Annotated in this window: 21 protein-coding genes and 1 pseudogene; 6 read left to right on the top strand and 16 right to left on the bottom strand. The window is 67.4% G+C overall.

The window, feature by feature from the left end; all coding sequences use genetic code 11:
* Window positions 1-414: 414 nt before the first annotated feature.
* Together groL and NM2_RS41470 are read right to left on the bottom strand one after the other, a co-directional pair.
* Window positions 415-2,040 carry a chaperonin GroEL gene (gene groL, locus NM2_RS41475; protein WP_067681762.1) on the bottom strand — a complete coding sequence of 542 codons (1,626 nt, stop codon included), beginning with the start codon at window positions 2,038-2,040 and terminating at the stop codon, window positions 415-417.
* A gap of 188 nt (window positions 2,041-2,228) precedes the next feature.
* Window positions 2,229-2,519, bottom strand: a complete 291-nt coding sequence (locus NM2_RS41470) for a hypothetical protein (protein WP_067681759.1) — start codon at window positions 2,517-2,519, stop codon at window positions 2,229-2,231.
* A gap of 113 nt (window positions 2,520-2,632) precedes the next feature.
* On the opposite strand from NM2_RS41470, the gene NM2_RS41465 reads away from it, so the two are divergent.
* Window positions 2,633-3,400 (top strand): trans-aconitate 2-methyltransferase, encoded by a 768-nt coding sequence (locus NM2_RS41465; RefSeq protein ID WP_067681756.1) that lies wholly within the window; start codon window positions 2,633-2,635, stop codon window positions 3,398-3,400.
* 526 nt (window positions 3,401-3,926) lie between these two features.
* Here the strand turns inward: NM2_RS41465 and NM2_RS41455 are convergent.
* Window positions 3,927-4,619: pseudogene (locus tag NM2_RS41455) on the bottom strand (Clp protease N-terminal domain-containing protein); the annotation flags it as partial.
* A gap of 150 nt (window positions 4,620-4,769) precedes the next feature.
* On the opposite strand from NM2_RS41455, the gene NM2_RS41450 reads away from it, so the two are divergent.
* The gene (locus NM2_RS41450; RefSeq protein ID WP_067681777.1) at window positions 4,770-5,585 is read left to right on the top strand and encodes a serine hydrolase; all 816 of its coding nucleotides are present in this window, start codon (window positions 4,770-4,772) and stop codon (window positions 5,583-5,585) included.
* Between the two features lie 99 nt (window positions 5,586-5,684).
* Here the strand turns inward: NM2_RS41450 and NM2_RS41445 are convergent, their stop codons facing one another.
* The 5 genes from NM2_RS41445 to NM2_RS41425 form a co-directional block, all read right to left on the bottom strand.
* Complete coding sequence (locus NM2_RS41445; protein WP_067681745.1) at window positions 5,685-6,125, bottom strand: hypothetical protein; 441 nt, start codon at window positions 6,123-6,125, stop codon at window positions 5,685-5,687.
* Between the two features lie 408 nt (window positions 6,126-6,533).
* Window positions 6,534-6,887, bottom strand: a complete 354-nt coding sequence (locus tag NM2_RS41440; RefSeq protein ID WP_067681742.1) for a UBP-type zinc finger domain-containing protein — start codon at window positions 6,885-6,887, stop codon at window positions 6,534-6,536.
* The gene (locus NM2_RS41435) at window positions 6,887-8,269 is read right to left on the bottom strand and encodes an ATP-binding protein (protein ID WP_245718490.1); all 1,383 of its coding nucleotides are present in this window, start codon (window positions 8,267-8,269) and stop codon (window positions 6,887-6,889) included. Before NM2_RS41435 ends, NM2_RS41440 begins: the two co-directional genes overlap by 1 nt.
* 131 nt (window positions 8,270-8,400) lie before the next feature.
* Window positions 8,401-10,074: an NAD(P)/FAD-dependent oxidoreductase gene (locus NM2_RS41430; protein ID WP_067681739.1), complete on the bottom strand. Its 1,674-nt coding sequence runs from the start codon at window positions 10,072-10,074 to the stop codon at window positions 8,401-8,403.
* A gap of 103 nt (window positions 10,075-10,177) precedes the next feature.
* On the bottom strand, window positions 10,178-10,369 hold the full coding sequence (locus tag NM2_RS41425; protein WP_067681737.1) for a hypothetical protein: 192 nt from the start codon (window positions 10,367-10,369) through the stop codon (window positions 10,178-10,180).
* Window positions 10,370-10,604: 235 nt separating this feature from the next.
* On the opposite strand from NM2_RS41425, the gene NM2_RS41420 reads away from it, so the two are divergent.
* Window positions 10,605-11,051 (top strand): SRPBCC family protein, encoded by a 447-nt coding sequence (locus NM2_RS41420; RefSeq protein ID WP_067681734.1) that lies wholly within the window; start codon window positions 10,605-10,607, stop codon window positions 11,049-11,051.
* A 167-nt stretch (window positions 11,052-11,218) separates the two neighbouring features.
* Window positions 11,219-11,917 carry an SIMPL domain-containing protein gene (locus tag NM2_RS41415; RefSeq protein ID WP_067681731.1) on the top strand — a complete coding sequence of 233 codons (699 nt, stop codon included), beginning with the start codon at window positions 11,219-11,221 and terminating at the stop codon, window positions 11,915-11,917.
* A gap of 108 nt (window positions 11,918-12,025) precedes the next feature.
* Here the strand turns inward: NM2_RS41415 and NM2_RS41410 are convergent, their stop codons facing one another.
* Window positions 12,026-13,054 (bottom strand): beta-ketoacyl-ACP synthase III, encoded by a 1,029-nt coding sequence (locus tag NM2_RS41410; protein WP_067681728.1) that lies wholly within the window; start codon window positions 13,052-13,054, stop codon window positions 12,026-12,028.
* 271 nt (window positions 13,055-13,325) lie between these two features.
* Here NM2_RS41410 and NM2_RS41405 point away from each other — a divergent pair, with 271 nt between their 5' ends.
* Window positions 13,326-14,042 (top strand): phosphatidylserine decarboxylase, encoded by a 717-nt coding sequence (locus NM2_RS41405; RefSeq protein ID WP_067681725.1) that lies wholly within the window; start codon window positions 13,326-13,328, stop codon window positions 14,040-14,042.
* On the top strand, window positions 14,039-14,938 hold the full coding sequence (locus NM2_RS41400) for a CDP-alcohol phosphatidyltransferase family protein (protein ID WP_067681722.1): 900 nt from the start codon (window positions 14,039-14,041) through the stop codon (window positions 14,936-14,938). The genes NM2_RS41405 and NM2_RS41400 overlap by 4 nt, the downstream gene beginning before the upstream one ends.
* A 346-nt stretch (window positions 14,939-15,284) precedes the next feature.
* On the opposite strand, the gene mnhG is transcribed toward NM2_RS41400, so the two are convergent.
* The 7 genes from mnhG to NM2_RS41365 all read right to left on the bottom strand — a co-directional run bounded on the left by mnhG (window position 15,285) and on the right by NM2_RS41365 (window position 22,896).
* Complete coding sequence (gene mnhG / locus NM2_RS41395) at window positions 15,285-15,641, bottom strand: monovalent cation/H(+) antiporter subunit G (protein ID WP_245718488.1); 357 nt, start codon at window positions 15,639-15,641, stop codon at window positions 15,285-15,287.
* Complete coding sequence (locus NM2_RS41390; protein WP_067681718.1) at window positions 15,638-15,898, bottom strand: monovalent cation/H+ antiporter complex subunit F; 261 nt, start codon at window positions 15,896-15,898, stop codon at window positions 15,638-15,640. The genes mnhG and NM2_RS41390 overlap by 4 nt, the downstream gene beginning before the upstream one ends.
* A 40-nt stretch (window positions 15,899-15,938) precedes the next feature.
* Window positions 15,939-16,490, bottom strand: coding sequence for a Na+/H+ antiporter subunit E (locus NM2_RS41385; RefSeq protein WP_067681771.1), 552 nt, complete (start codon window positions 16,488-16,490; stop codon window positions 15,939-15,941).
* 14 nt (window positions 16,491-16,504) lie between these two features.
* The gene (locus NM2_RS41380; protein WP_067681715.1) at window positions 16,505-18,121 is read right to left on the bottom strand and encodes a Na+/H+ antiporter subunit D; all 1,617 of its coding nucleotides are present in this window, start codon (window positions 18,119-18,121) and stop codon (window positions 16,505-16,507) included.
* Between the two features lie 73 nt (window positions 18,122-18,194).
* Window positions 18,195-18,578 carry a Na(+)/H(+) antiporter subunit C gene (locus NM2_RS41375; RefSeq protein WP_067681713.1) on the bottom strand — a complete coding sequence of 128 codons (384 nt, stop codon included), beginning with the start codon at window positions 18,576-18,578 and terminating at the stop codon, window positions 18,195-18,197.
* Window positions 18,575-21,466 (bottom strand): Na+/H+ antiporter subunit A, encoded by a 2,892-nt coding sequence (locus NM2_RS41370; protein ID WP_084532076.1) that lies wholly within the window; start codon window positions 21,464-21,466, stop codon window positions 18,575-18,577. The genes NM2_RS41375 and NM2_RS41370 overlap by 4 nt, the downstream gene beginning before the upstream one ends.
* Before the next feature lie 104 nt (window positions 21,467-21,570).
* Window positions 21,571-22,896, bottom strand: a complete 1,326-nt coding sequence (locus NM2_RS41365; protein ID WP_067681706.1) for a hypothetical protein — start codon at window positions 22,894-22,896, stop codon at window positions 21,571-21,573.
* Between the last annotated feature and the right edge of the window lie 57 nt (window positions 22,897-22,953).

Here is a 22,953-nt window from a genome sequence, read left to right as displayed (position 1 = left end):
ACACCATCTTGCGGAAGTTAATCCGGTTGATCGGTGAGGCAACTTTTCAAGCTTAGCTCAGACGTAGATCCCGAACCAAATCGGGGTCTCGGTCTTGCTAGTGTGAGCGTCAGGCGCTCCTCGTCCAACCTCGTGTCCCGGGCCTTTCGGCTCCGGGTCGGTGTCCGTGTCGCTCTGACCTGGATTAAGTTACGCGGCAGCGAGTTTCAATGTCAAATCGCCTGGTCATACGGCCAAACCGCACATGGCGTCCAAGTGAATACTCCGGCGGACCACATCCGCGACGAGCCTGCGGAACCGCGAGACTCGGCCGTCCCCGGGCAGCACAGTCGAATCGTCTTCGAAACGCCGGTAGCCGGCCCACCCGAAGGCGGACCGGCTACCGGTTCGAAATGTGTTGCCGGGAGGCTGGACTCAGAAGTCCATGCCGCCCATGCCGCCGGTCGGGTCGCCCGCGGGAGCGGCGGCCTTCTCCGGCTTGTCGGCCACGACGGCCTCGGTGGTGAGGAACAGGGCCGCGATCGAGGCCGCGTTCTGCAGCGCCGAACGAGTCACCTTGACCGGGTCGGCAACGCCGGCCGCCAGCAGGTCCTCGTAGACGCCGGAGTCGGCGTTGAGGCCCTGGCCGGTGGGCAGGTTGGAGACCTTCTCGGCCACCACGCCGGGCTCGAGGCCCGCGTTGAACGCGATCTGCTTCAGCGGCGCGGCCAGCGCCACCCGCACGATGTTCGCGCCGGTGGCCTCGTCACCCTCGAGCTTCAGGTCGTCCAGAGCCGGAGCGGACTGCAGCAGGGCCACACCACCACCGGGGACGATGCCCTCCTCGACGGCGGCCTTGGCGTTGCGCACGGCATCTTCGATGCGGTGCTTGCGCTCCTTGAGCTCCACCTCGGTGGCGGCGCCGGCCTTGATCACCGCAACACCGCCGGCCAGCTTGGCCAGACGCTCCTGCAGCTTCTCGCGGTCGTAATCCGAATCCGAGTTCTCGATCTCGGTGCGGATCTGCGCGACGCGGCCCTGGATGGCGTCGGCATCGCCGGCGCCGTCCACGATCGTGGTCTCGTCCTTGGTGATCACGACCTTGCGGGCGGTGCCAAGCAGGTCGACGGTCGCGGTCTCCAGCGAGAGGCCGACCTCTTCGCTGATGACCTCGCCACCGGTCAGGATGGCGATGTCGGCCAGCTGCGCCTTGCGGCGGTCGCCGAAGCCCGGGGCCTTCACGGCGACGGACTTGAAGGTGCCGCGGATCTTGTTCACGACCAGGGTCGACAGGGCCTCGCCCTCGACGTCCTCGGCGATGATCAGCAGCGGCTTACCGGCCTGGATGACCTTCTCCAGCAGCGGCAGCAGGTCCTTGACGGTCGAGATCTTCGAGCCGACCAGCAGGATGTACGGGTCCTCGAGGACCGCTTCCTGACGCTCCGGGTCGGTGACGAAGTAGCCCGAGATGTAGCCCTTGTCGAAGCGCATACCCTCGGTCAGCTCCAGCTGGAGGCCGAAGGTGTTGCTCTCCTCGACGGTGATGACGCCTTCCTTGCCGACCTTGTCCATGGCCTCGGCGATCAGCTCGCCGATGGACGCGTCGCCGGCGGAGATGGCGGCGGTGGCAGCGATCTGCTCCTTGGTCTCGACCTCCTTGGCCGAACCCAGCAGACGGTTGGTGACGGCCTCGACGGCCTTCTCGATGCCGCGCTTCAGACCCAGCGGGTTCGCACCGGCCGCGACGTTGCGCAGGCCCTCGCGCACCAGCGCCTGAGCCAGCACGGTCGCGGTGGTGGTGCCGTCACCCGCGACGTCGTCGGTCTTCTTGGCGACTTCCTTGACCAGCTCGGCGCCGATCTTCTCGTACGGGTCCTCGAGCTCGATCTCCTTGGCGATGGAAACACCATCGTTGGTGATCGTCGGGGCGCCCCACTTCTTCTCCAGGACAACGTTGCGGCCCTTGGGGCCCAGCGTCACCTTGACGGCGTCGGCGAGGCTGTTCAGGCCCCGCTCGAGGCCACGGCGGGCCTCTTCGTCATACGCAATTGTCTTGGCCATGGCGTTGTTGAGATCCTCCAGATCAGGGATTGACACGATCTGGCCAGGTTCGGTGCCCGCGACGGACGACCGAGTTTCTCGGCCTCACCATCCCGACCTGGCACTCGTTGGTTTGGAGTGCCAGATCCCTTTTTAGCACTCGAGGGTACCGAGTGCAAGGTTGCATAGGGCCGCTCGAAGAGGCGGAATCAGGTGTCGGTGACGCGTAGCGCCAGGGCCAGGAAGGCATCGGCGCGACGCTCCTCCGGCGTGCGTGGTTCGCCGTGGTCGACGGTGACCTGCCGGGCGTCGTGCAACAGGAGTTCGGCCTCGATACGCATGATGGCGCGGATGAACGGTGGCGCCACGTCGGGCGGGAGATCTCCGTTGACGATGTAACTGCCGTCCGGGCCCGACTCGGTCTCCACATAGGAGAGCGCTCGCAGCAGGTCAACCCGTAGTTCCCCGGCGATCAGGTCGGAATCGGTCTCATCCGCCATAGCGACATCCTATCCGGAGGCCCGTTGCGCAAGGACACTTCGGCTTATAAAGTACGGACATACGGTTTGGTAAGCGATATCATTCTCGACGAATGCGACGTCAGGAGCCGCCCATGTGGGATCCCCAGCAGTATCTGGCCTTCGACGACCACCGCTCCCGCCCCTTCCACGAACTGCTCGGCCGGATCGGCGCCGACCGGCCCCGGCGTGTCACCGACCTCGGCTGCGGTCCCGGCCATCTGACCTCGGTGTTGTCCCAGCGCTGGCCCGAGGCGATCATCGAGGCGTCGGACGCCTCACCCGAGATGGTCGCCGCGGCCCGTGCCCGCGGAGTGCACGCGACCCTGCTCGACGTCCGCGACTGGACCCCCGAACCCGATACCGACGTGGTGGTCTCCAACGCCGTGCTGCAGTGGGTGCCCGGCCATCCGACCCTGCTGGACGAATGGGCCCGCAAACTGCCGCCCGGCGCATGGCTGGCCATCCAGGTCCCCGGCAACTTCGACGCGCCCTCACATCGGTGCATCCGGGAACTGGCCGGCCGCGAGCAGTGGCAGGACGCACTCGAGCCCGCGGGTCTGCTGCAACCACGCAACGTTCTGGATCCGACCGGGTACGCGACCCTGCTCGCCGACGCCGGATGTGCCGTAGATGCTTGGGAGACAACGTATCTGCAGCGTCTCACCGGTGACGATCCGGTGTTGAAGTGGGTATCGGGCACCGCTCTGCGCCCGGTGCGCGACACCCTCGACGACGTCGGCTGGGATCGTTTCGTCGCCGAACTCGCGCCGATGTTGCGCGAGGCGTACCCCAAGCAGCCCGACGGTACGACCTGGCTGCCGTTCCGCCGGGTGTTCGCCGTCGCCCGCACGCCCAGCTGATCCTCTCCGGACATGAGGAGGGGCCCGTTCGATCGGAACGGGCCCCTCGTCATATTCGTCAGGATCGATCGTTCATCGGAATGCTCGGCGATCCGATGCGCACACTGCCCGAGCGCACATCGGGTCCGTTCCGGATTCCGGCTGCCGTGCCCGGCCGATCCGGTAGGCGATCGTCTCCGGCGTCGCCGACTTGAATCCGACCGCCACCGGATCGTCGCCCGATCCGCCACACCGTTGGGAGTGCCGGCGGCCAAGGAGGTGCGGCCAGGGTTGTTTCGCATGCACCGGGTCGAACCGCGGCGGCATTCACGATGCGAGACGCCCGTCAGAGCTGCGGAGGCGCAGGCGGTTGCGGGGGCACGATCGGCTGCGGGGATCCGGGCGGCTGGGGCGGCATGGGCGGCTGCGGCGGCGCCGGGGGGTGCGGTCCCCGGGGATGCTCGGGGGGCGGGGGCGGCTGGTGACCGGGAGGAGGGAGGTGTCCCGGCGGGACGTGGTGACCGAGCGGGGACGGCGGGGTGAACTCGGCCAGTTGGGTGGCGATGTCCTTCTCCACCCCGGCCTTGGCCAGGCCCAGGCCCGAGAGCAGGCCGGTGCCGTCCTCGTTTTCCAGCAGGGCCAGCAGAATGTGTTCGGTGCCGATGTAGTTGTGCCCCAGGCGCAGCGCTTCCCGGTAGGTCAGCTCGAGCGCCTTGCGGGCCTGGGCGTTGAACGGAATGAGCGCGGGGACATCCTCGGGCCTTCCCTCCGCCAGCGCGGCCGTGGCCACCCGGCGCACCGCGTCCAGACTGATCCCATTCGCGATGATCGCATGTGCGGCAAGGGAATCAGGCTGACTCACCAGCCCGAGAACCAGATGCTCCGGCTGGATCTCGGTATTGTCGGCCCGCCGCGCCTCTTCCTGCGAGGCGACCACGACCTTGCGCGCTTTCGGCGTGAACCGGGCGAAACCGGCGTTGGGGTCCATCGCGGCCGCATCGCCCTTGGGCACGAACCGCTTCTGGGCGGCCTGTTTGGTGACGCCCATGCTCTGACCGATATCGGTCCACGACGCGCCCGCGCGGCGAGCCTGATCCACGAAATGCCCGATCAGGTGATCGGCCACCTCGCTCATATGTCCGGCGGTCACGACCGCGTCGGAGAGTTGTTCCAGAACGTTGTCCGGACGTGCGCGCTTTATGCCCTCGATCAGATCGTCGAGGCGTATTCTTTCCGTCATGCGTCAACTCTAGGTTGACCAATACGTTTTCGTCAACCACAAGTTGACGATGGCGCACAGGTGACCCGCGGCCCCTGATGGATGCAATTCCCGGGCCCGGCCAATACCCTGCAGAAGGCAGAAGCAACTACAACCCGTCGACAGGTGGATATGTCCGCATTCCGACGCTCGGCCGCCGTAGCCGCGGCCGTGGTGGCAACTTTCGCGCTGCACATGCCGACGGCACCGGCCAAGGCGCCGGCCCTCGATCCGGGCCTGGTGACCCGGGCGACCGCGGCCGACGCCTACGCCAAGTCCCGGCCGGGCAGCACCGGAATCGTCGTCTACGACCGCCAGACGGGCGCGATCTGGCAGAACGGCAATGCGAACAACCAGGTGTGGGCCGAGTCCACCGAAAAGCTGGAGATGGTCGTGAGCCTGTTGCTGCGCAACGAATCCCACGCCATCACCCTGTCCGCGTCGGACCGCGACCTGATGCACCGCATGCTCAACGTCAGCGACGACAATGCGGCCGATGCGCTGTGGAAGCGTTACGGCGGTGCGAGTTTCGCCCGGGACCTGGGCCGTTTCGGCATGACCACGTCGAAATTCCGTGACCCGCAACCATATTGGGGCTGGATGCGAACCACCGCCGCCGACCTCGATCGCCTGATGAATTCCGCGCTGGCCCAGCTCAACCCGGCGGACCGCACCTACCTGGTGAACGAGATGCGGTCGGTGGGACCGGTTCAGCAGTGGGGCGTCTGGGGCGCGGGACCGGCCGCGCAACCCGGCAACAAGGACGGCTGGTCACCCGACAATCCGGACGGCTCCTGGCTGGACAACTCCGTCGGCTTCGTCGGCCCGAACGAGCGCTATACCGTGGCCATCACCGGCAACACCATGACGGTCAAGAACGGCGACCAGGTCGGGCGGGAGACCGCGACGCATGTCGCGAGCATCCTGTTCCAGGGCTATTTCCACTGATCCGGGGCAGCGACGCCGGAACGCCGCTGCTCCCGCGATCACGGTGCGGCGCAGCGCTTGTCGGACCCTGATCGATCGGTAGACGCGGGAGAGCGGCTACTACTGGGCGACACCGATGGCGACGGCGATCGGCTTGCTCTGCTCACTGGAGGCCAGGCAGACCAGTTTGGCCGTGCCCAGCGCGACGTTGGGGCTGCCGTCGAGCCGCGAACCGGGGTTCTCCGCGAGCACCTTCTTCACCAGCGACGTCTCGTCGTCGATGGTCATATTCTTGAAGGTGGCGCACGTCGTGCGCGAAGCCGGGCCGAGCTTCGAGTTCACCGGCGCGCTCGACGCGGCCGCGCTGCTGGTCGCGGCGCTGCTCGGAGCAGCCGCGGCGCTGCTCGCGACCGCCGACGCGGATGCGCTCGTCGCCTGCGCGCCTGGGGCCGAACCAGCCGAATCGTCCTCGTGCCCACCGCATGCGGCGAGCCCCGTCGTCATCACGCCGAGGGCCGCGATCGTCGCCCCACGAGCGACGATCACCGAAAGTCGTTTCATCTACACGTATTCCCAGATGGTCGGTAACGCCGGGTCCCCCGGCGCGCTCGCAACTGTATCTGCTCTGTCCGACTGCCTCCGCTTCGCTCCGGCGGGGCTGTATTTTTGGCCTCCGCTTCGCTCCGGCGGGGCCGCGGCCCCTGAGGGCCGCGGCCTTTGGGGTTGGCGTTACCCGAGGTGGGCGGAACTGGGTTATCCCTGGACTCCTCCGCTACAGCTCAGTGGCCGCGCTTGGCCGGCTCTATCAGCCGAAATCGACCCGGGCCACGGCCTTTGGCGTTATCAGCGGCTGGCGGAAAACCGGTGAGCTTGTTTCGTTGCCACTGATTCGGTTGGTGCAGAATCGCTTCCGGGCCGCGGAGTCGGCGTAGCCAAGGTGGGCAGGAATCGGATGACCTGGGGTGCGGATCAGTGGACGTGATCCTGCCAATCGCGCGGGACTCGTTCGCGCGGTCCGGGCACGGTCTGGCTGGTGGGATGGTGGTCCGGGGGCGCGAGAGCGGGTCCCTCGGAGAACATTTCGCTACTGCGGAAATCCCAGAACCAGTCCTCGCCGGGCTCGAAACTCTGGATGTACGGATGTCCGGTCTCGGCGAAGTGTTTACTGGCGTGCTGCGACGGAGAGCTGTCGCAGCAGCCGACGTGCCCGCACGCGGCACAGCGGCGCAGATGCACCCACCAGCCTTGTGCCGCTTCACATTCCGCGCATCCCGTACCGCTGGGCGGTGCACTGGGATCGATACCCTCGATGGGTTCCGCCATCACTCACCTCCGAGATTCGATTGCACGACAGCCTCACCGACCGCATCGGCGGAACGGCTCGGCGGATCCAGCGGCAGCCGGACGATGAACCGGGTGTCGCCCGGCACCGACTCCACCCGGATGTCGCCGCCGTGTTTCTTGGCGACGATGCGGAACGAAATGTCAAGCCCCAGACCAGTTCCCTCGCCTACCGGTTTGGTGGTGAAGAACGGTTCGAAGATCCGGTGCCGGAGTTCAGCGGGCACACCCGGGCCGGTGTCGCCGATTTCCACTACGGCACAGTCGTTCTCGCGATAGGTGCGGACGGTGAGGGTGCCGCGGCCCTGCATCGCGCCGACCGCGTTGTCGATCAGATTCGTCCACACCTGATTCAATTCCGCCGCGTAACAAGGCACTTGCGGCAGGGTTCGGTCGAAGTCCTTGACCACGGTGATGTCGTCGCCGATCTTGCGGGCCAGCATCACCAGCGTGCTCTTGAGCAGCTCGTGGATGTCGACCACCTGGAAGGGCGCGCGATCCATCTGCGAATACTGTTTGGCCGCGTTCACCAGCGAGGACACCCGCGTGGTCGAATCGGTGATCTCGTTCATCAGCAATTCGGTCTCGACCGTGTAGTTCAGCCAGCGGATCGCGCCCTCGAACACATTGCTGCCGCAACCCTCCAGCGTCCCGGCCACCCGCTCGAGCCAGTCGACGTCGAATCCGGCCTGCACGAACGTCGGGGCGATATCCCAGCCGTTGGTGATGCCGTGCTCGTCGAGCCAGTCGCCGAGTTCGTCCTCGCGGTCGGCGGTTTCCAGCGGGGTGAGCGTCGGAGCCTTGGCGACCTGCGTCGCGGCCTCCTCCTGCAGCTGGACCAGGGCCTCCAAGCTGTGCGGAGTGAATCTGCCGCCCGCCATCATCTTCAGCTTGTGCCGCATACCCGCGACGCGGTCGCGCAGCGCCGAGGTGGCCCGCACGGCCGCGGAGGCGGGATTGTTCAGCTCGTGGGTCAGGCCCGCCGACAGCGAACCCAGCGCGAGCAGACGCTCGCGTTGGCCGATGATCTCGTTGCTGTTGCGGTTGCCGAAGAACACGCCCTCGAGCAGGTGCAGGGCCATCGGGAACCATTCCTGCATCATCTGCGCGAATATCGCCGCGTCGAGCACGTAGAAACGCGACGGCTCGGTGACGTAGAACGACCCGGAGTAACTCTGATCCACCTTGTCCTGCATATAGGCGGTCCACGCACCGGCATACGATCCGCGATGGCTGGTGCGCACCAGCTCGATCTCCTCGCCACCGGACTGCTTGGTCAGCACGACCTCGCCCTCCATCAGCACATAGAAGCAGGTCGCCGGCTCGCCCTCACGGAAGACCAGTCCGGGTTCGAAGGTTTCCATCCGGCCGTCGCGGCACAGCCAGGCCAGCTGTTCGTCGTCGAGCTTCTCGAACAGGAACAGCGTGCGCAATTCGCTGGGATCGCAGACCAAATCGGCGCTCTCGGCATTGTCGGTCACGAAGCACACCTTCCTTACTGCTTGGCGATGTATCGGTGGACGAGCATGACCGCCATCGCGCCCTCGCCCACGGCCGACGCGACCCGCTTGGCCGATTCGGAACGCACGTCACCGGCGACGAAGACACCGGGAACGCTGGTCTCGAGATGATGCGGCGGCCGCGGCAGCTCCCAGCCGGACGGGCGGTTGCCGTCCACCATCAGGTCCGGACCGGCGAGCACGTATCCGGCGGCGTCCCGGGTGACGATCTCGTCGAGCCAGTCGGTCTCCGGTGCGGCCCCGATGAACAGGAACAACCGCTCGGCCTCCACTTTTTCTTCCGTGCCGGTGGCATTGTTGCGCAGCACGAGCAGTTCCAGATGGCCGTCGCCGTCGGCCGCGACCACCTCGGTGCAGGGGTGCACGACGATATTGCCGATCTGCTCGATCTGCTGAATCAGATAGTGCGACATGGATTTCTCCAGCGAGTCCGCACGAATCAGGATGTGCACGGTGCAGGCGTGCCGGGACAGGAATACCGCGGCCTGCCCCGCCGAATTCGCGCCGCCCACGATGTAGACGTCGCGATCGGCGCAGTCGGCGGCCTCGGTCATCGCCGAACCGTAATAGACTCCGCGCCCGGTGAATTCGTCCACGCCCGGCGCGGGATGATGCCGGTAGTTGACCCCGGTGGCGATCAGGACCGAATGCGCCGAAATCGAACTGCCGTCGTCGAAACGCACCACCCGGGCCGAACCGCACACCTCGAGCCCGACCACTTCGCGCGCGGTGATCAGCTCCGCCCCGAATTTGACGGCTTGCCGCCGCGCGCGGTCGGCCAATTGCGCGCCCGACAGACCGTCCGGGAATCCGAGGTAGTTCTCGATCCGCGAGCTCTGCCCCGCCTGACCGCCGGTCGCGGTGCGCTCGACCAGGACCGTGCGCAAACCCTCGGACGCCCCGTAGACGGCCGCGCCGAGTCCGGCCGGCCCGCCGCCGATGACGATCAGATCGTAGAACTCGCCGGTCGGATCGGTATTGAGCCCGACGCTCGCGGCCAGTTCACTGTCCGAGGGGGCCAGCAGCGCCTTTCCCGCGGCATCGATGACCACCGGGCAGCTGTCCATGGACGCGCCCGCCGCCTGCAGCAGTCGCGAGCCTTCCGGTTCGTCGGCCAGATACCAGCGGTACGGCAACTGATTGCGGGCCAGGAATTCGCGCACCTGCGAACTGCGCGCGGACCAGCGGTGACCGATCACCTTGGTCTCGTGCACCGGGCGATGCTCATCGCCGCGCCACGCCTCGAGCAACGCGTCGACCACCGGATACAGCTTCTCCTCCGGCGGATCCCACGGCTTGAGCAGATAGTGGTCCAGATCCACGACATTGATCGCCTCGATGGCGGCATTGGTGTCGGCGTAGGCGGTCAACAGCACGCGCCGGGCGTACGGATGCAGGTCCATGGCCTGCTCGAGGAATTCGATGCCGTCCATTCCCGGCATCCGATAATCGGCGATCAGCACGGCGACCGGCTGACCGCGCAGCTTCAGCTCACGAAGCGCGTCGAGGGCCGAGGCGCCTGATTCCGCGCGCAGAATCCGGTAGTCCCCGCCGTACCGTCGCCGCAGATCACGCACGACCGCGCGGGAGACGCCCGGATCGTCGTCGACGCTGAGGATTGCCGGTTTGGCGGCAGCTGGTGATGTCACCTCAAAAGTATGGATGGTGTGCGCAAGTGCCGTATATCGCTTTCGCTGTCAGCAGGACCACGCCCGCTGCCTGCCACTCCGCTGCACCCGGACATGCGCGGAATCACGATCCGCCCGGCGGGCGATGTTCGACGATATCGCGCTCGGTCGGGGTGAGCAGTCGTTCGAGTCGTTCTTCCAGATCTGCCCGCGCTCGTTTGCCGTGCTTGCGGGGGAGATGGATGTGCTCGGTCTCGGAAACCGGTAGCAGGGGAAGTGAATCCGCCTGCCGGTGCAGGAGCGTACGCAAATTCACGGCCGATCACCTCACATGGGACGGGACATACTCCAGTCGGTTGCTTCGTTGCCTGCCGTTATCTCTATCTGCCATTGTGCGTCGTTTATTACCGACTGGGACACCCTTCACATCGGAATGTGACCTAGTTGATCTTCATTCGACGAGTGACCCGGCTCACCGATTGCGAGGGACGCCGCTCCCAGTACGATTTCCTGGTACCGACAGTCACACCGTCACACGCCCGGAGGCGACGTTGCCGAAACCCCTGGAAGCCACCATCGAGATCGCCGCGTCGCCGGAGCGGGTCTGGGCGGTGCTGACCGATCTGAAGCGGATGCCGGAGTTCAGCCCGAACACCGTCCGGATGATCCCGCTCGGCACCGTGCGCGCCGGTACCTGGACGGTCAACCTCAATCACGACACGTACTACTACCCCACCACGTCCCGGATCGTGCGCTTCGAACCCGACCGCGCCTTCGCGTTCCGGATGAACGAGAACAGCACGATCTGGAGCTACACCCTCGAGCCCACCGATTCGGGCACCCGCGTCACCGAGCGCCGCGACGTCCCGAACGGCGTCCGCAAACCGGTCCGGATCATGATCGACGCCCTCCTCGGCGGCGAGGAGAAGTTCGAAACCCGCCTGATCTCCGGCATGAACGAAACCCTGAACAAGATCAAAACCGCGGTGGAGCGCTGAACCGCCCGGACCAGCAACGAAGGCCGGAGACAACCACCTCGCAACGCGCCCAGCGGCGAAAAGTCCCCGTGTACCGGAACAGTCCGGCAAAATACGCCAACCACAAAGTTTTCGGCGCGGCTCGGGCGCCGAAAACACGCCGGAGCGAAGCGGAGGCCAAAGATACTGTGCGACGATTTTGTGGCTCTGTTGCCGCTCTCGCCGGGACCGTTGCCCTGCTGTCCGGGTGCGGGAGTTCGGATTCCACTCCCGCACCCGGCCGGGACGTCACCGTGATCGGCTCGGGCGAGGTGCAGGGGACCCCGGACACGCTGAACTCCGATCTCGGTGTCGAGGTGACCGCGCCGGACGTGTCCACGGCCATCTCGACGGCGAGCGCCAAGGCCCGGGCGGTCGTCGATGCCATGGTCGCCGCGGGAGCCAAGCGGGAGGACATCCGCACCACCGACGTCTCGGTGCAGCCGCAGTACGGCCCCGACCAGACGGTCACCGGTTATCGGTCCGGCAACACCGTGCACGTCGCGGTCCGCGATCTGACCAAGGCCTCGGCCATCCTCGGTGCGGCGACGCAGGCCGGCGGTAACGACACCCGGGTCGACTCGGTCTCGTTCGCGCTGGACGACAATTCCAAACTGCTCGCCGACGCCCGCGCCCGCGCCTTCGCCGACGCGAAATCACGGGCCGAGCAGTACGCGGTGCTGTCCGGGCTGAAGCTGGGGACGGTGAAGACCATCAACGAGACCAGCAGCGGTGACACGTCCCCCTCCCCGTCGCTGCACAAGCAGGCGGCGGTGCCGGACATTCCGCTGGAGCCGGGCACGCAGACGGTGACGTTCACCGTCACCGTGACCTGGAACCTCGACTGATAGCCGAAAGCCCCACCGACAGCACGCTGTTCCACCCACCCCTGGCAACGTCAACACCAAAGGCCGCGGCCCGGGTCGATTCTGGACTGACCGGAGCGGAGGCCAAAATTACTGCCAGTTGGGGAGTTTCACGACCTGCGCGGCATAGGAGAGCCCGGCGCCGAATGCGACCAGCAGTGCGTCCGCGCCGGGTTTGGTCTCCCCCGACCGCAGCAGCGCCTCCATGGCCAGCGGAATCGAGGCGGCCGAGGTGTTCCCGGTGTGCTCGATGTCGTTCGCCAGCGCGGTGTCCTGGGACAGCTTCAGCTCGCGGGCCATGATCTCGATGATGCGGCCGTTGGCCTGATGCGGAACCATCGCGTCGATATCGGTGGGGGTGAGCCCGGCGCGCTCGATGGCGTCCAGGCAGACCGCCTTCAAAGAGTGTGCGGCCCAGCGGAATACCGCCGTGCCCTCCATCGCCAGATACGGCCGCACCGCATCGGGCCCCTTCTCGTCGATCTCGGTGAAGAACTCCATCCAGTCCTTGTCCTGCCGGATCGCGCGATGCTGGGTGCCGTCCGAACCCCAGACCGTCGGGCCGATGCCCGGCTCGTCGGACGGGCCGATCACTACCGCGCCCGCGCCGTCGGCGAACAGGAAGGCCGTGCCGCGATCGGCCGGATTCACCGCATCGGTCAGCCGCTCCACCCCGATCACCAGCGCATGCCGGGCGGTACCCCCCTTGACCAGGTCGGAGGCAACCGCGATGGCGTGACAGAACCCGGCGCATCCGGCGGAGATGTCGAAGGCGGCGGGGTGGTTCATGCCCAGTTCGGTGGCGATCTGCGGGGCGGCGGCGGGAGTCAGCAGCAGCCACGTCGAGGTGGCCACGATGACGCAGTCGACCTGCTCGGGCGAGATCCCGGCGGCGCCGAGCGCATCGCGGCCGGCCGCGGCGCTCATGCCGACTATGGTCTCCGCATCCGAGGCGAACCGCCTGGTCCGGATGCCCGAACGGCTGTAGATCCATTCGTCGCTGGAATCGATCGGCCCGGCGACCTCGTCATTGGTGACGACCCGGGCTGGGCGGTACACGCCGAGCCCGAGCATCGCGGTGTGCTCTGCCCCTTCGACCTGGGCGAGTCGAGCAGCCATCGTGCTTCTCCTCTTGTGTACCTACGCTGGCATCCTTCATCGGGCCTCGAACGACCGGTTGCAAAACGGTAGACATGAGGCCCCCTCATATTATCCCGAACTGTAGCGTCAGGTTGAGGAAAGTCACAATCGATTCCACTATGTCCCGTTCGCCGCCTGTTCGCGGCCCTGCCCCGGGACGGTCTTGTTCCCGTAAGGTGTGAGCGCGGTCCGAGACCGAATGCGTCACGGATACCCGCGATACCCCTGTCCATGCACGAAAGAGGAGCCCGTGGCCCGCCGCCCCACCCCGCCCGGCACGCCCGAACAATCCGGACTCGGCCATCTCGCCGACCTGGTTCGCGCCGCGATTCCGCCGCTGCACCCCGCCGGTCTGCCGTTCGTGGCGACGCCGCTGGCGGTGGCGCTGGTGGCGCGGCGGCGCAAATGGGTACGCCGCGCGGGGATCACCGTGGCCGCGGCCTCGGCCGCCTTCTTCCGGCATCCGCACCGCGTCCCGCCGAACCGGCCCGGCGTCGTGGTCGCACCGGCCGACGGTGAGGTCGCCCTGGTCGACACGGCCGCGCCGCCCGCCGAACTGCACCTGGGCGAGGGCGAGGTGCCGCGGGTGAGCATCTTCCTTTCGGTGCTGGACGTGCATGTGCAGCGCATGCCGGTCTCCGGCATCGTGCGCGAGATCGCTTATCGGCGTGGACAATTCCGCTCGGCGGACCTGCCCGAGGCGAGTTCGGTGAACGAGCGCAACACGGTGGTCGTCGAGACCGCGGCCGGGCAACTGATCACGGTCGTGCAGATCGCCGGACTGCTGGCCCGCCGGATCGTGTGCGACGCCAAGGCCGGTGACAAGCTCACCATCGGCGAGACCTACGGGCTGATCCGCTTCGGTTCCCGCGTCGACACCTACTTCCCGGCCGGAACCCGGCTGCTCGTCGAACCCGGGCAGCGCACGATCGGCGGGGAGACGGTGCTGGCAGAACTGGTCTCATGATCGAGAAGGCTGTGATCGTCCAGGGACGGCGCCGCACGGTTCGGCTGCTGCCCAGCATCGTCACGATCCTGGCGCTGTGCGCCGGACTGTCCGCGGTGAAATTCGCCCTGGACGGCTCTCGCGGGGTCGCGCTGGCGATGATCGGCGCGGCCGCGGTCCTGGACGCGCTCGACGGGCGGCTCGCGCGGCTGCTCGACGCCACCACGCGGATAGGCGCGGAACTCGACTCGCTGGCCGACGCGATCTCCTTCGGCGTCGCGCCCGCGCTGGTGCTGTACGTGTCGTTCCTGCAGAAGAACAGCGTCGGGTGGATCATCGCGCTGATCTACACGGTCAGCCTGGTGCTGCGGCTGGCCAGGTTCAACACCCTGCTGGACGACGACACCCGCCCGGACTGGCAGCGCGAATACTTCACCGGCGTGCCCGCGCCCGCGGCCGCGCTGACCGCGCTGCTGCCGGTCGCGGTGCACGAACAGTTCGGCAGCGGCTGGTGGAATTCGCTCCCGGCCATCGCGGTCTGGACCGTCTTCACCGCGCTGCTGGCCGTGAGCACCATCCCGACGCTGGCGATGAAGTCGGTGTCGGTCGCACCGCAGGCCGCGGCAATGCTGCTGGTCCTGGTCGCGCTGATCGCCGCCGCGCTGGTCACCTATCCGCTGATCCTGCTGATGGTGCTGGTCGTGGTGTACCTCGGGCACATCCCGTTCGCCTGGCGTTCGGCCCGCTGGGTCGCCGCCCGCCCGGAGACCTGGCACCACAAACCGGCCGAACGCCGCGCTCAGCGCCGCGCCACCCGACGTCGCCCGGCTCTGCCGCCGCTGCGCGGTTCGACCGCGCGCCTGCGCCTGCGCCGACCGGGCGGCCGGAACTTCCCGGAGGACACCCCACCTCGCTGAGCGAGCGGTTCGCATCGTCCGGTCCGCGCGGACTCGCGGCGGGCCGCTCGATGCGACATCGCCGCGTGATCGCGGCCGCCATGTTCCGGACTACCCCATCGGTCCGGGCAGGTCGATGTGTGCGGAGGGCCTTGACCGAAACATCCTGCGTGACTGCGTGATCGGGCCCAGCTGCCCGGTCACCGCCATCCGTCGCGCCCGGACCACTCGGTCTCGGCCCGTCGATGTGGGCCCGTGACCTGACCGAAACGCCCTGTGCCACTGCGTGCTTGTGACCGTGCCCTACCGAAGCCGCTCCGGCACAAACGATTCCGGGCACGTCACGGCGACCGATCCGGACGTCTTCTCAGGCCGGCGAGTCCGTGTCGTCGTCGCCGAGTTCGTTGATCAGCAGGAGTCCGTCGCGGCCGCGTTGTTCGCGGTAGGCGGTGCGGCCGATCAGGTGGGCGATGGCGGGGGCGGTGAGCAGGGTGAACAGGCCGACCAGGACGAGCATCCAGACGTTGCCGTGCCCGCGCAACTGGATGAACGCGCCGATCAGGATCAGAATCAGGCCGACGACCTGCGGTTTCGTCGCCGCGTGCATGCGAGACAGGGTGTCCGGGAAACGCACGATCGCGACGGCCGCGGTCAGGGCGAAGGCCGAACCGAGCAGGATCAGCACGCAGGAGAACCAGCGCAGGGCCGTGTCGAACCACATCATCGGTCGTCCCGGACACGGAAGCGAGAGACCGCGGCGGAGCCCAGGAAGCCGACCAGGGCCAGTGCCACGATGCCGGGCAGGACGGTGGCGTCGTTGCTGTAGGCCGCCCAGACCGCCAGGCCCGACGCGGTGATGGCGACCAGCGAGTCGACCCCGACCACCCGGTCCAGCGTGCTCGGTCCGCACAGGACGCGATATCCGGTGAGCACGGCCGCACCCGCCAGCAATACACCCGCGATGATCGCGACGATCGTCATGAGTCCTCCTGTCTCGTGCGCTGCCCGGTTCGCGCGCCCATCAGCGCTCCTCGGGCGGCAGGGGTTCGGGGCGCAGGGTTTCGTGCCATTCCCCGGGACGTTCGAAGGAACGGATCAGCAACTGTTCAAGTCGCCGGGTGGTGAAGTAGAACCGCTCCACGGCCTCGTCGCTGCCCACGTCGAGCACATGCACCCAAATGGTGTGCGAGGTCCGGTCGATCTCCAGGACCATGGTGCCGGGAATCAGATTCAGCAGGTCGGCGCACAGCACCATCACCAGCGGTGAGCGAATCGCCATCCGCAGCCGCAGCACACCCGAGACCGGCGCACCGGACGGCCGCACCGCGAACCAGGCGATCTGCAAACTGGATTCGAGCGCGTAATACACACTCATGACGACCAGTTCGAGCAGCGACAGCGGATGCAACCGCCCCGAAACCGGGACCCGCGGCAACGGCAGCAGCAGCATGATCAGCGAGCCGATCACCAATCCGGCCACGATATTGCCGACACTGAAATCTCCCCACAGCGCGGTGTAGACGATCGCCAGCCAGATCAGCCCGCCCAGGCGGACCAGCCGTTCGCGGCTCAGCAAACTCGACAGGCTCATCGCGCACCACCCGCCCGCGCCGGCTCCGGAGAATGCAGAACCGTTGTGAGATAGGTGTTCCGGTCCATCAGATCACCGGCGGTGCGCGTCGCGATGTTCAGGATCGGCCCGGCGAACACGGTCAGCGCGAGGCCGACGGCGATCAGCGCGACCGTCGGCATCAGCATCAGCCGCGGCATCCGGCCCGGATCGGGACGTTCGTCGAACAGCATGTCGACCGATTCATCGATCAGGGCCGAGGGCGCGGCGTCGGCGAGTTCGCCCTCGGGGGCCTGCGCGCGCGGCCGCCAGAACGCCTTACTCCACACCCGCGCCATGGCGTACAACGTCAACAGGCTGGTCAGCACGGATCCGGCGACCAGAACCCAGGACAGCGAACTGCCGTCCGCGGCGCCTGCCTGGAGCAACGTCACCTTGCCCAGGAAACCCGAAAATGGCGGAATACCACCGAGATTCATCGCCGGAATGCCGAACAGCACGGCGAGGGCCGGACTCGCCGCGAGCAGCCCGCCCAGGCGCTCGAGCGACGCGGATCCGGCCTGACGCTCGATCAGTCCGACCACCAGGAACAACGTGGTCTGCACCAGAATGTGGTGCGCCACATAGTAAACCGTCCCGGCCAGACCCAGCGACGTGTTCAACCCGATCCCGAACATCAGATAGCCGATATGGCTGACGAGCGTGAACGACAACAATCGTTTGATATCGCTCTGCGCGATCGCACCGAGAATGCCCAGCACCATGGTCAGCAGACCGCAGATCAGCAGAATCCGGTCGAAATGCGCGGCCGGGAACAACAGCGTGTGCAGCCGAATGATCGCGTAGACACCGACTTTCGTCAGCAAACCGGCGAAGACCGCGGTCACCGGCGCGGGCGCGGTCGGATAGGAATCGGGCAGCCAGTTCGACAGCGGGAACACCGCGGCCTTGATGCCGAACGCGACCAGCAGCACCGCGTAGATCGCACTGCGCACCCCGCCGGGCACCGACCCCATCCGCTCGGCCATCTGCGCCAGATTCAAGGTTCCGGTCGCGGCGTAGGCCAGGGCGATACCGGTCAGGAAGATCAGCGAGGAGACCATCGAGACCATCACGTACGACACACCGGCCCGCACGCGTTCCGCACTGGCCCCGAGGGTCAGCAGCACGAACGACGCGGCCAGCAGCACCTCGAATCCGACGAACAGATTGAACAGATCCCCCGCCAGGAAGGCGATCGAAACCCCCGCGCTCAGGATGAGGTACGTCGGCTGGAAGATCGAGGTGGGCTGGCGTTCGTTGCCGTCGCTGATACCCTGCCCGACCGCGAAGACGAGCACCGCGAGCAGCACGATCGAGGACACCAGCAGCATCGCCGCGGACAATCGGTCCACCACCAGGGTGATGCCGATCGGGGTGTGCCAGTCGCCGACCTGCAGCGCGGCCATTCCGTTCCGGTCCGCCAGATACAGCAGCATCGCCGCCACGGCCACCACCGCGCTCAACGCGATCACCGAGACGGCCTGCTGCACCCGGGGGCGTCGGCCGGTGATGAGCGTCACGGCCGCGGTGAGCATCGGAATCAGCACGGGCAGCGGGGCCAACCGCAGGATCAGATCGTGAGGCAGGGTCACGACCGCACCTCGCCGGCGCTCAGCACGGCCGTACCCCCGGGGGGCCGCTTCATCGGTTCGCTCGCAAGCTCGCTCACTGTTCCGGATCCTCCCCCTCGCGACGCTTGGCGACCTTCACGTCCTCGGGGTCGTCCGGGACCTGTTCGGTGGTGGTCAGGGCGTAGGAGCGGTAGGCCAGCGCGAGCACGAAGGCGGCCAGGCCCATGGTGATCACGATCGAGGTCAGCACCATCGCCTGGGCCAGCGGATCGGAGGTGCCGTGATGCACCCGATCGGTCTCGCCGAGGATCGGCGGCCGGCCGTCCCGGCCGCCGACGGTCAGGATCAGCAGATTCACCGCGTTGCCGAACAGGATCATCCCGAGCAGCATCTTCGACACCGCGCGTTCGAGCACCATGTACACCGCGCAGGCGACGGTGACGCCGATCAGGACGAGCATGGTGATGTTCGCGGTCACCGGACCTCCTGTGCCGGGTCGGGCGAGCGCACCGCGGCGGTGTCGTCGACGTGTGGCGCGACGGACGGGACGGCGGGTTCCTCGGTGTCCAGCCGCGCGCCGAGGCTGCGCAGCACGTCCAGCACGAGACCGACGACGATCAGATAGACGCCCAGGTCGAACAGCATCGCGGTGACCAATTTGACGTGTCCGAAGAACGGCACGGTCACCTGGATGATCGCCGAGGACAGCGGCGGCGCGCCCAGCAGCAGCGACCCGGTCGCGGTCCCGGCGGCCAGCGCCAGGCCCGCGCCGAGCAGATGTCCGGCGTCCACCGGCAGCGCCTCGGCCAATTCGTACCGCCCGCCCGCGAGATAACGCAGTACCAGGGCCAATCCGGCGGTGAGCCCACCGGCGAACCCGCCGCCGGGCGCGTTGTGACCGGAGAAGAAGAAGTACGCCGACAGGACCATGATCGTCGGGAACAGCAGGCGGGTAGTCATCGCCAGCACCATCGAGCGATGCCGCCGCGCGACCAGCGGTGAGGCGGTCAGCCAGTAGCTGCGGCTGGGGTCGGGGGTGTAACCGGGGGCATCGGCGACTCGCGGCAGCGTGCCGAAACGGCGGCTGCGGAACATCAGCGAGGCGACGCCCGTAGCGGCGACCAGCAGGACCGAGATCTCGCCGAGGGTGTCCCAGGCGCGGATATCCACCAGCAGGACGTTCACCGCGTTCTTCCCGCCGCCGAATTCGTATGCGGCCGAAGGGATCTGATGCCAGATCGGATCGGTGTCGCGGGCGGCGATCGCGAAGGCGGCCAGACCCGCGACCGTCGCGCCGACCAGCGCCGCCAGAATCGCGCGCCGCACCTTGAACTTCGCGATACTGTCCGGCTGCACCTCCGCGGGGAATTTGCGCAGCACCAGCACGAAGATCACCAATGTCAGTGTCTCGACCAGGAATTGGGTCAGCGCGAGGTCGGGCGCGCCGTGCAGGGCGAAGATACCGCCGCAGCCGTATCCGGTCACCCCGACCAGCAGCACCGCGGCCAGGCGATTGCGCATCACCGTCGCGCCCAGCGCCATCATGACCACGATCACGCCGATCACCAGCTGCCACGGTGAATCCCACAGGCGCAGTGCGACTTTCGAGCGGGCACCGGCCAGGAGCATCGCGACGGGCAGGATGATCAGGGTGATCAGGATCAGCGCCTGGTTGAGCGGGAGCGAACCGCGCTGTGTCGCACCGGTCATGCGCAGCGAGAGCTGATCCATCGCGCGCAGGGTCGCGTCGTAGACGCGGTCGGCGTTGCCCAGCCGCGGCGTCGCGGATTCGCCGATGTGGTCGCGGATCTCGAACAGCAGCAGACCGCAGGCGATGGCGATCATGGACAGCGTGAGCGGTTGCCCCCAGCCGTGCCACAGCGCCAGATGGGTGGGCTCGGGCCCCGGCAGGGTCCGCGCGTAGGGGCGCAGCAGCCGGTCCAGCCAGGATGCGCCCAGGGCGGCGGCCAGGCCGCCCAGCGCCAACAGGCTCGCCGGGGCGACGAACGCGAAACTCGGTCGGTGCCAGGCGATTTCGGGCTCGGGAACGTCCTGCGACGCAGGTGAGCCGGACTTGGACCCGAACGCGCCCCACAGGAATCGGATGCTGTAACCGACGGTGAACATCGACCCGACGACCACGCCGAAAGTCTCCGCGATCTTCACCGGCCCGGACAGATCGCTCGCGCCCATGATCGCGGCCAGCGCGCTCTCCTTGCCGACGAATCCGAACAGCGGCGGAATGCCCGCCATGCTCAACGCCGCCAGGATCGCGGTACCGCACAGCAGCGGCGCGCGTCGGCCGAGCCCGGACAGCCTGCGCATATCGCGGGTTCCGGCACTGTGATCGATGACGCCCACGACCATGAACAGGCATGCCTTGAACATCGCGTGCGCCACGATCATCGCCGCACCGGCCAGGGCGGCGTCCGGCGTGCCGATGCCGACCAGCACGATCATGAAACCCAGCTGGCTGACCGTGCCGAAGGCGAGCACCAGTTTCAGGTCGTACACCTGAAGTGATCGCAGACCGGCCAGGATCATCGACAGCAGGCCGAGGGTGAGCAGGATCGGGTGCCAGGGCGCGGCGACCGCGAACACCGGCGCCAGGCGCGCGACCAGGTACACACCGGCCTTCACCATGGCCGCGGCGTGCAGGTAGGCGCTGACCGGCGTCGGCGCGGCCATCGCACCGGGCAGCCAGAAGTGCAGCGGCACGATCGCCGATTTGCTCAGCGCGCCGATCAGGATCAGCACCACCGCGACACCGGTCGACCAGGAGTGCGGATCCGCGCGGTGCACCACCTCCGAGAGGCGGTAGCTGCCGCAACCCTCGCCGACCATGATGATGCCGACCAGCATCGTCAGCCCGCCCGCACCGGTCACCAGCAGCGCCTGCAGGGCCGCGCGACGGCCCGCGGTCTGTTCGGCGTGATGGCCGACCAGCAGGAAGGACAGGACCGTCGTCACCTCCCAGAAGGTGAACATCAGGATCATGTTGTCGCTGGTCACCAGGCCGAACATGGCCCCGGAGAAAGCGACCATGTACCCGGCGAAGATGCCGAGGCGCTGGCGGTCGGCATCGTCGAAATAGCTCGCGCAATAAGCCAGGATCAATGTCCCGATGCCCAGCACCAGCACCGACATGATGCAGGCGAGCGAATCCAGGCGCAGGTCCAGATCCATGTGGATGTCGGGCGCCCATTCGATGCGCACGGCCTGTCCGTCGTTCCAGTGCGCGAGTACCCAGACCAGGCCGCCCAGCGGGGCCAGGGCCAGCGCGTAGAAGCCGCGTCTGCCGAACATCCGAACGCACGGCGGCGCGAGGAGAGCCGCGGCCGCGTGTGCGAGCAGGATGGCGAGCAAACATCACTCCGTCGGTCGGGGGCGGGGTGGAGTGAGGTCGAGCTTACTTGGCGTCACAGACACCGCTTCGCCACGACCGGCGGAAACCCAACCTTATATGCCGTTTAGCTATCTCCAGGCAATTCTTCGGATTCGACGGGTTGCCGTGGCAGCCCGGTGACTTTGCGCCAATGTCGCAGCGCCAGCAACGACAGCGCACAGCAGACCGTGATGGCCAGGGCCACCCAGTACGCGCCGGCCGACTGAGCCATCGGCGCGGGAGCCGAACTCCAGTGGGCGCCCCCGATGACCGCGGTGCCGAACTCACCGCGACCGCGGGTCGCCAGCACAACCGAGGAGCCCAGGACGATCGCGACGCCCAGCACGCGGGTCGGGTTGTACCGCGGCGCCGCGCACCCGAAGCTGAATCCGGCGATGAGCGCCAGGGCCGCGCCGATCGCCGCGACGTGCAGGCGCCCGTGATCACCGGAGCTCAACGCGCCCGCCACCGCGAGCACAGCCAGCGCGGCCATCGCCAGCAAGGGCGCTGGATACCGGAACCCCAGCAGGATCCCCAACGCCAGCAGAGCCACCAGGATCCACGCCGACCAGCCCGGCACCTGCGTCGGGACGATCGCGCTGCCGACCGAGGAGAGTGCGACCGCGAGCAGAACCAGGGTGCCGTCCCGACGCGGCAGCAACATCGCCGCTATCGTCGCGGTGACGGCCGTTATCGCCACGGCCAGCACGATATCGGTCCCGTTCACGTTCTGCCCGGCCAGCCATTGCGAGCCGAGCAGGGCCGCGCCGATGTAGAGCACGCCCGCCACGATCGGGGCCATCGGCAGTTCGAACGCGCGTCGCTCGATACCGCTGCGCCGACGGTTGACCAACGTGCCGATCGCGACCAGCACGAGCGTCACCTCGATCAGCCACAGCGGCGGATAGTCCACCGACGACCAGTGCGCGGGAACGGGCTCGTACGGATTCGCCGAATGCGCCGCCGGCAGCGCCGCGGCGATGACGAAGCTGGTCAGCGCGCCGAGCGTCCAGCCGAACACCTGCATCCGCCCACGCAGCACCGCGGCCGCGATCCCGCCGAGCAGCATGCCGCCCGCGATCGAATCCACGAAGTTCAGGGTGGACAGCGGCGCGACCGGACTCGCGCCGTGGCCCGCTAGATGGTTGATCAGCATGATCACCACGCCGGCCAGGGCCGTCCCCCAGGCCGCCAGCGCATGGTTGACCGTCGTGGCGAACACCGCGACCAGCACCGCGATGATGGCGCCCATCGCGATCGCCCGCGGCACGCTGAACGCGAGCATATCCAGCTGCAGCGGGGTCGATTCCGACGACCACGCGAAGTCGATCGGCAGCAACAGCGACATCCCGGCAACCAACGTGGACACGAAGGCCGTGACCATCTCCACCGCGGCATGAGGAGTGCGCACCAGGCAAAACTACCTGTGAGACGAAACACTCCATCGGGGACGTGCCGGTTACGCGCA

The organism is Nocardia miyunensis NBRC 108239 (assembly GCF_001613065.1).
GTDB classification, from domain to species: Bacteria; Actinomycetota; Actinomycetes; order Mycobacteriales; family Mycobacteriaceae; genus Nocardia; species Nocardia miyunensis.
This window is presented reverse-complemented; position numbering and strand designations above follow the sequence as displayed.

Bases quoted from the DNA above. Each gene is read 5' to 3' on its own strand.
- NM2_RS41450 (WP_067681777.1), top strand. From the start codon at position 4,770: ATGTCCGCATTCCGACGCTCGGCCGCCGTAGCCGCGGCCGTGGTGGCA.
- NM2_RS41465 (WP_067681756.1), top strand. From the start codon at position 2,633: ATGTGGGATCCCCAGCAGTATCTGGCCTTCGACGACCACCGCTCCCGC.
- NM2_RS41390 (WP_067681718.1), bottom strand. From the start codon at position 15,898: ATGACGATCGTCGCGATCATCGCGGGTGTATTGCTGGCGGGTGCGGCC.
- NM2_RS41440 (WP_067681742.1), bottom strand. From the start codon at position 6,887: ATGGCGGAACCCATCGAGGGTATCGATCCCAGTGCACCGCCCAGCGGT.
- NM2_RS41445 (WP_067681745.1), bottom strand. From the start codon at position 6,125: ATGAAACGACTTTCGGTGATCGTCGCTCGTGGGGCGACGATCGCGGCC.
- NM2_RS41470 (WP_067681759.1), bottom strand. From the start codon at position 2,519: ATGGCGGATGAGACCGATTCCGACCTGATCGCCGGGGAACTACGGGTT.
- groL (WP_067681762.1), bottom strand. From the start codon at position 2,040: ATGGCCAAGACAATTGCGTATGACGAAGAGGCCCGCCGTGGCCTCGAG.
- mnhG (WP_245718488.1), bottom strand. From the start codon at position 15,641: ATGATGTGGTTCGACACGGCCCTGCGCTGGTTCTCCTGCGTGCTGATC.
- NM2_RS41410 (WP_067681728.1), bottom strand. From the start codon at position 13,054: ATGGCTGCTCGACTCGCCCAGGTCGAAGGGGCAGAGCACACCGCGATG.
- NM2_RS41435 (WP_245718490.1), bottom strand. From the start codon at position 8,269: ATGGAAACCTTCGAACCCGGACTGGTCTTCCGTGAGGGCGAGCCGGCG.
- NM2_RS41400 (WP_067681722.1), top strand. From the start codon at position 14,039: ATGATCGAGAAGGCTGTGATCGTCCAGGGACGGCGCCGCACGGTTCGG.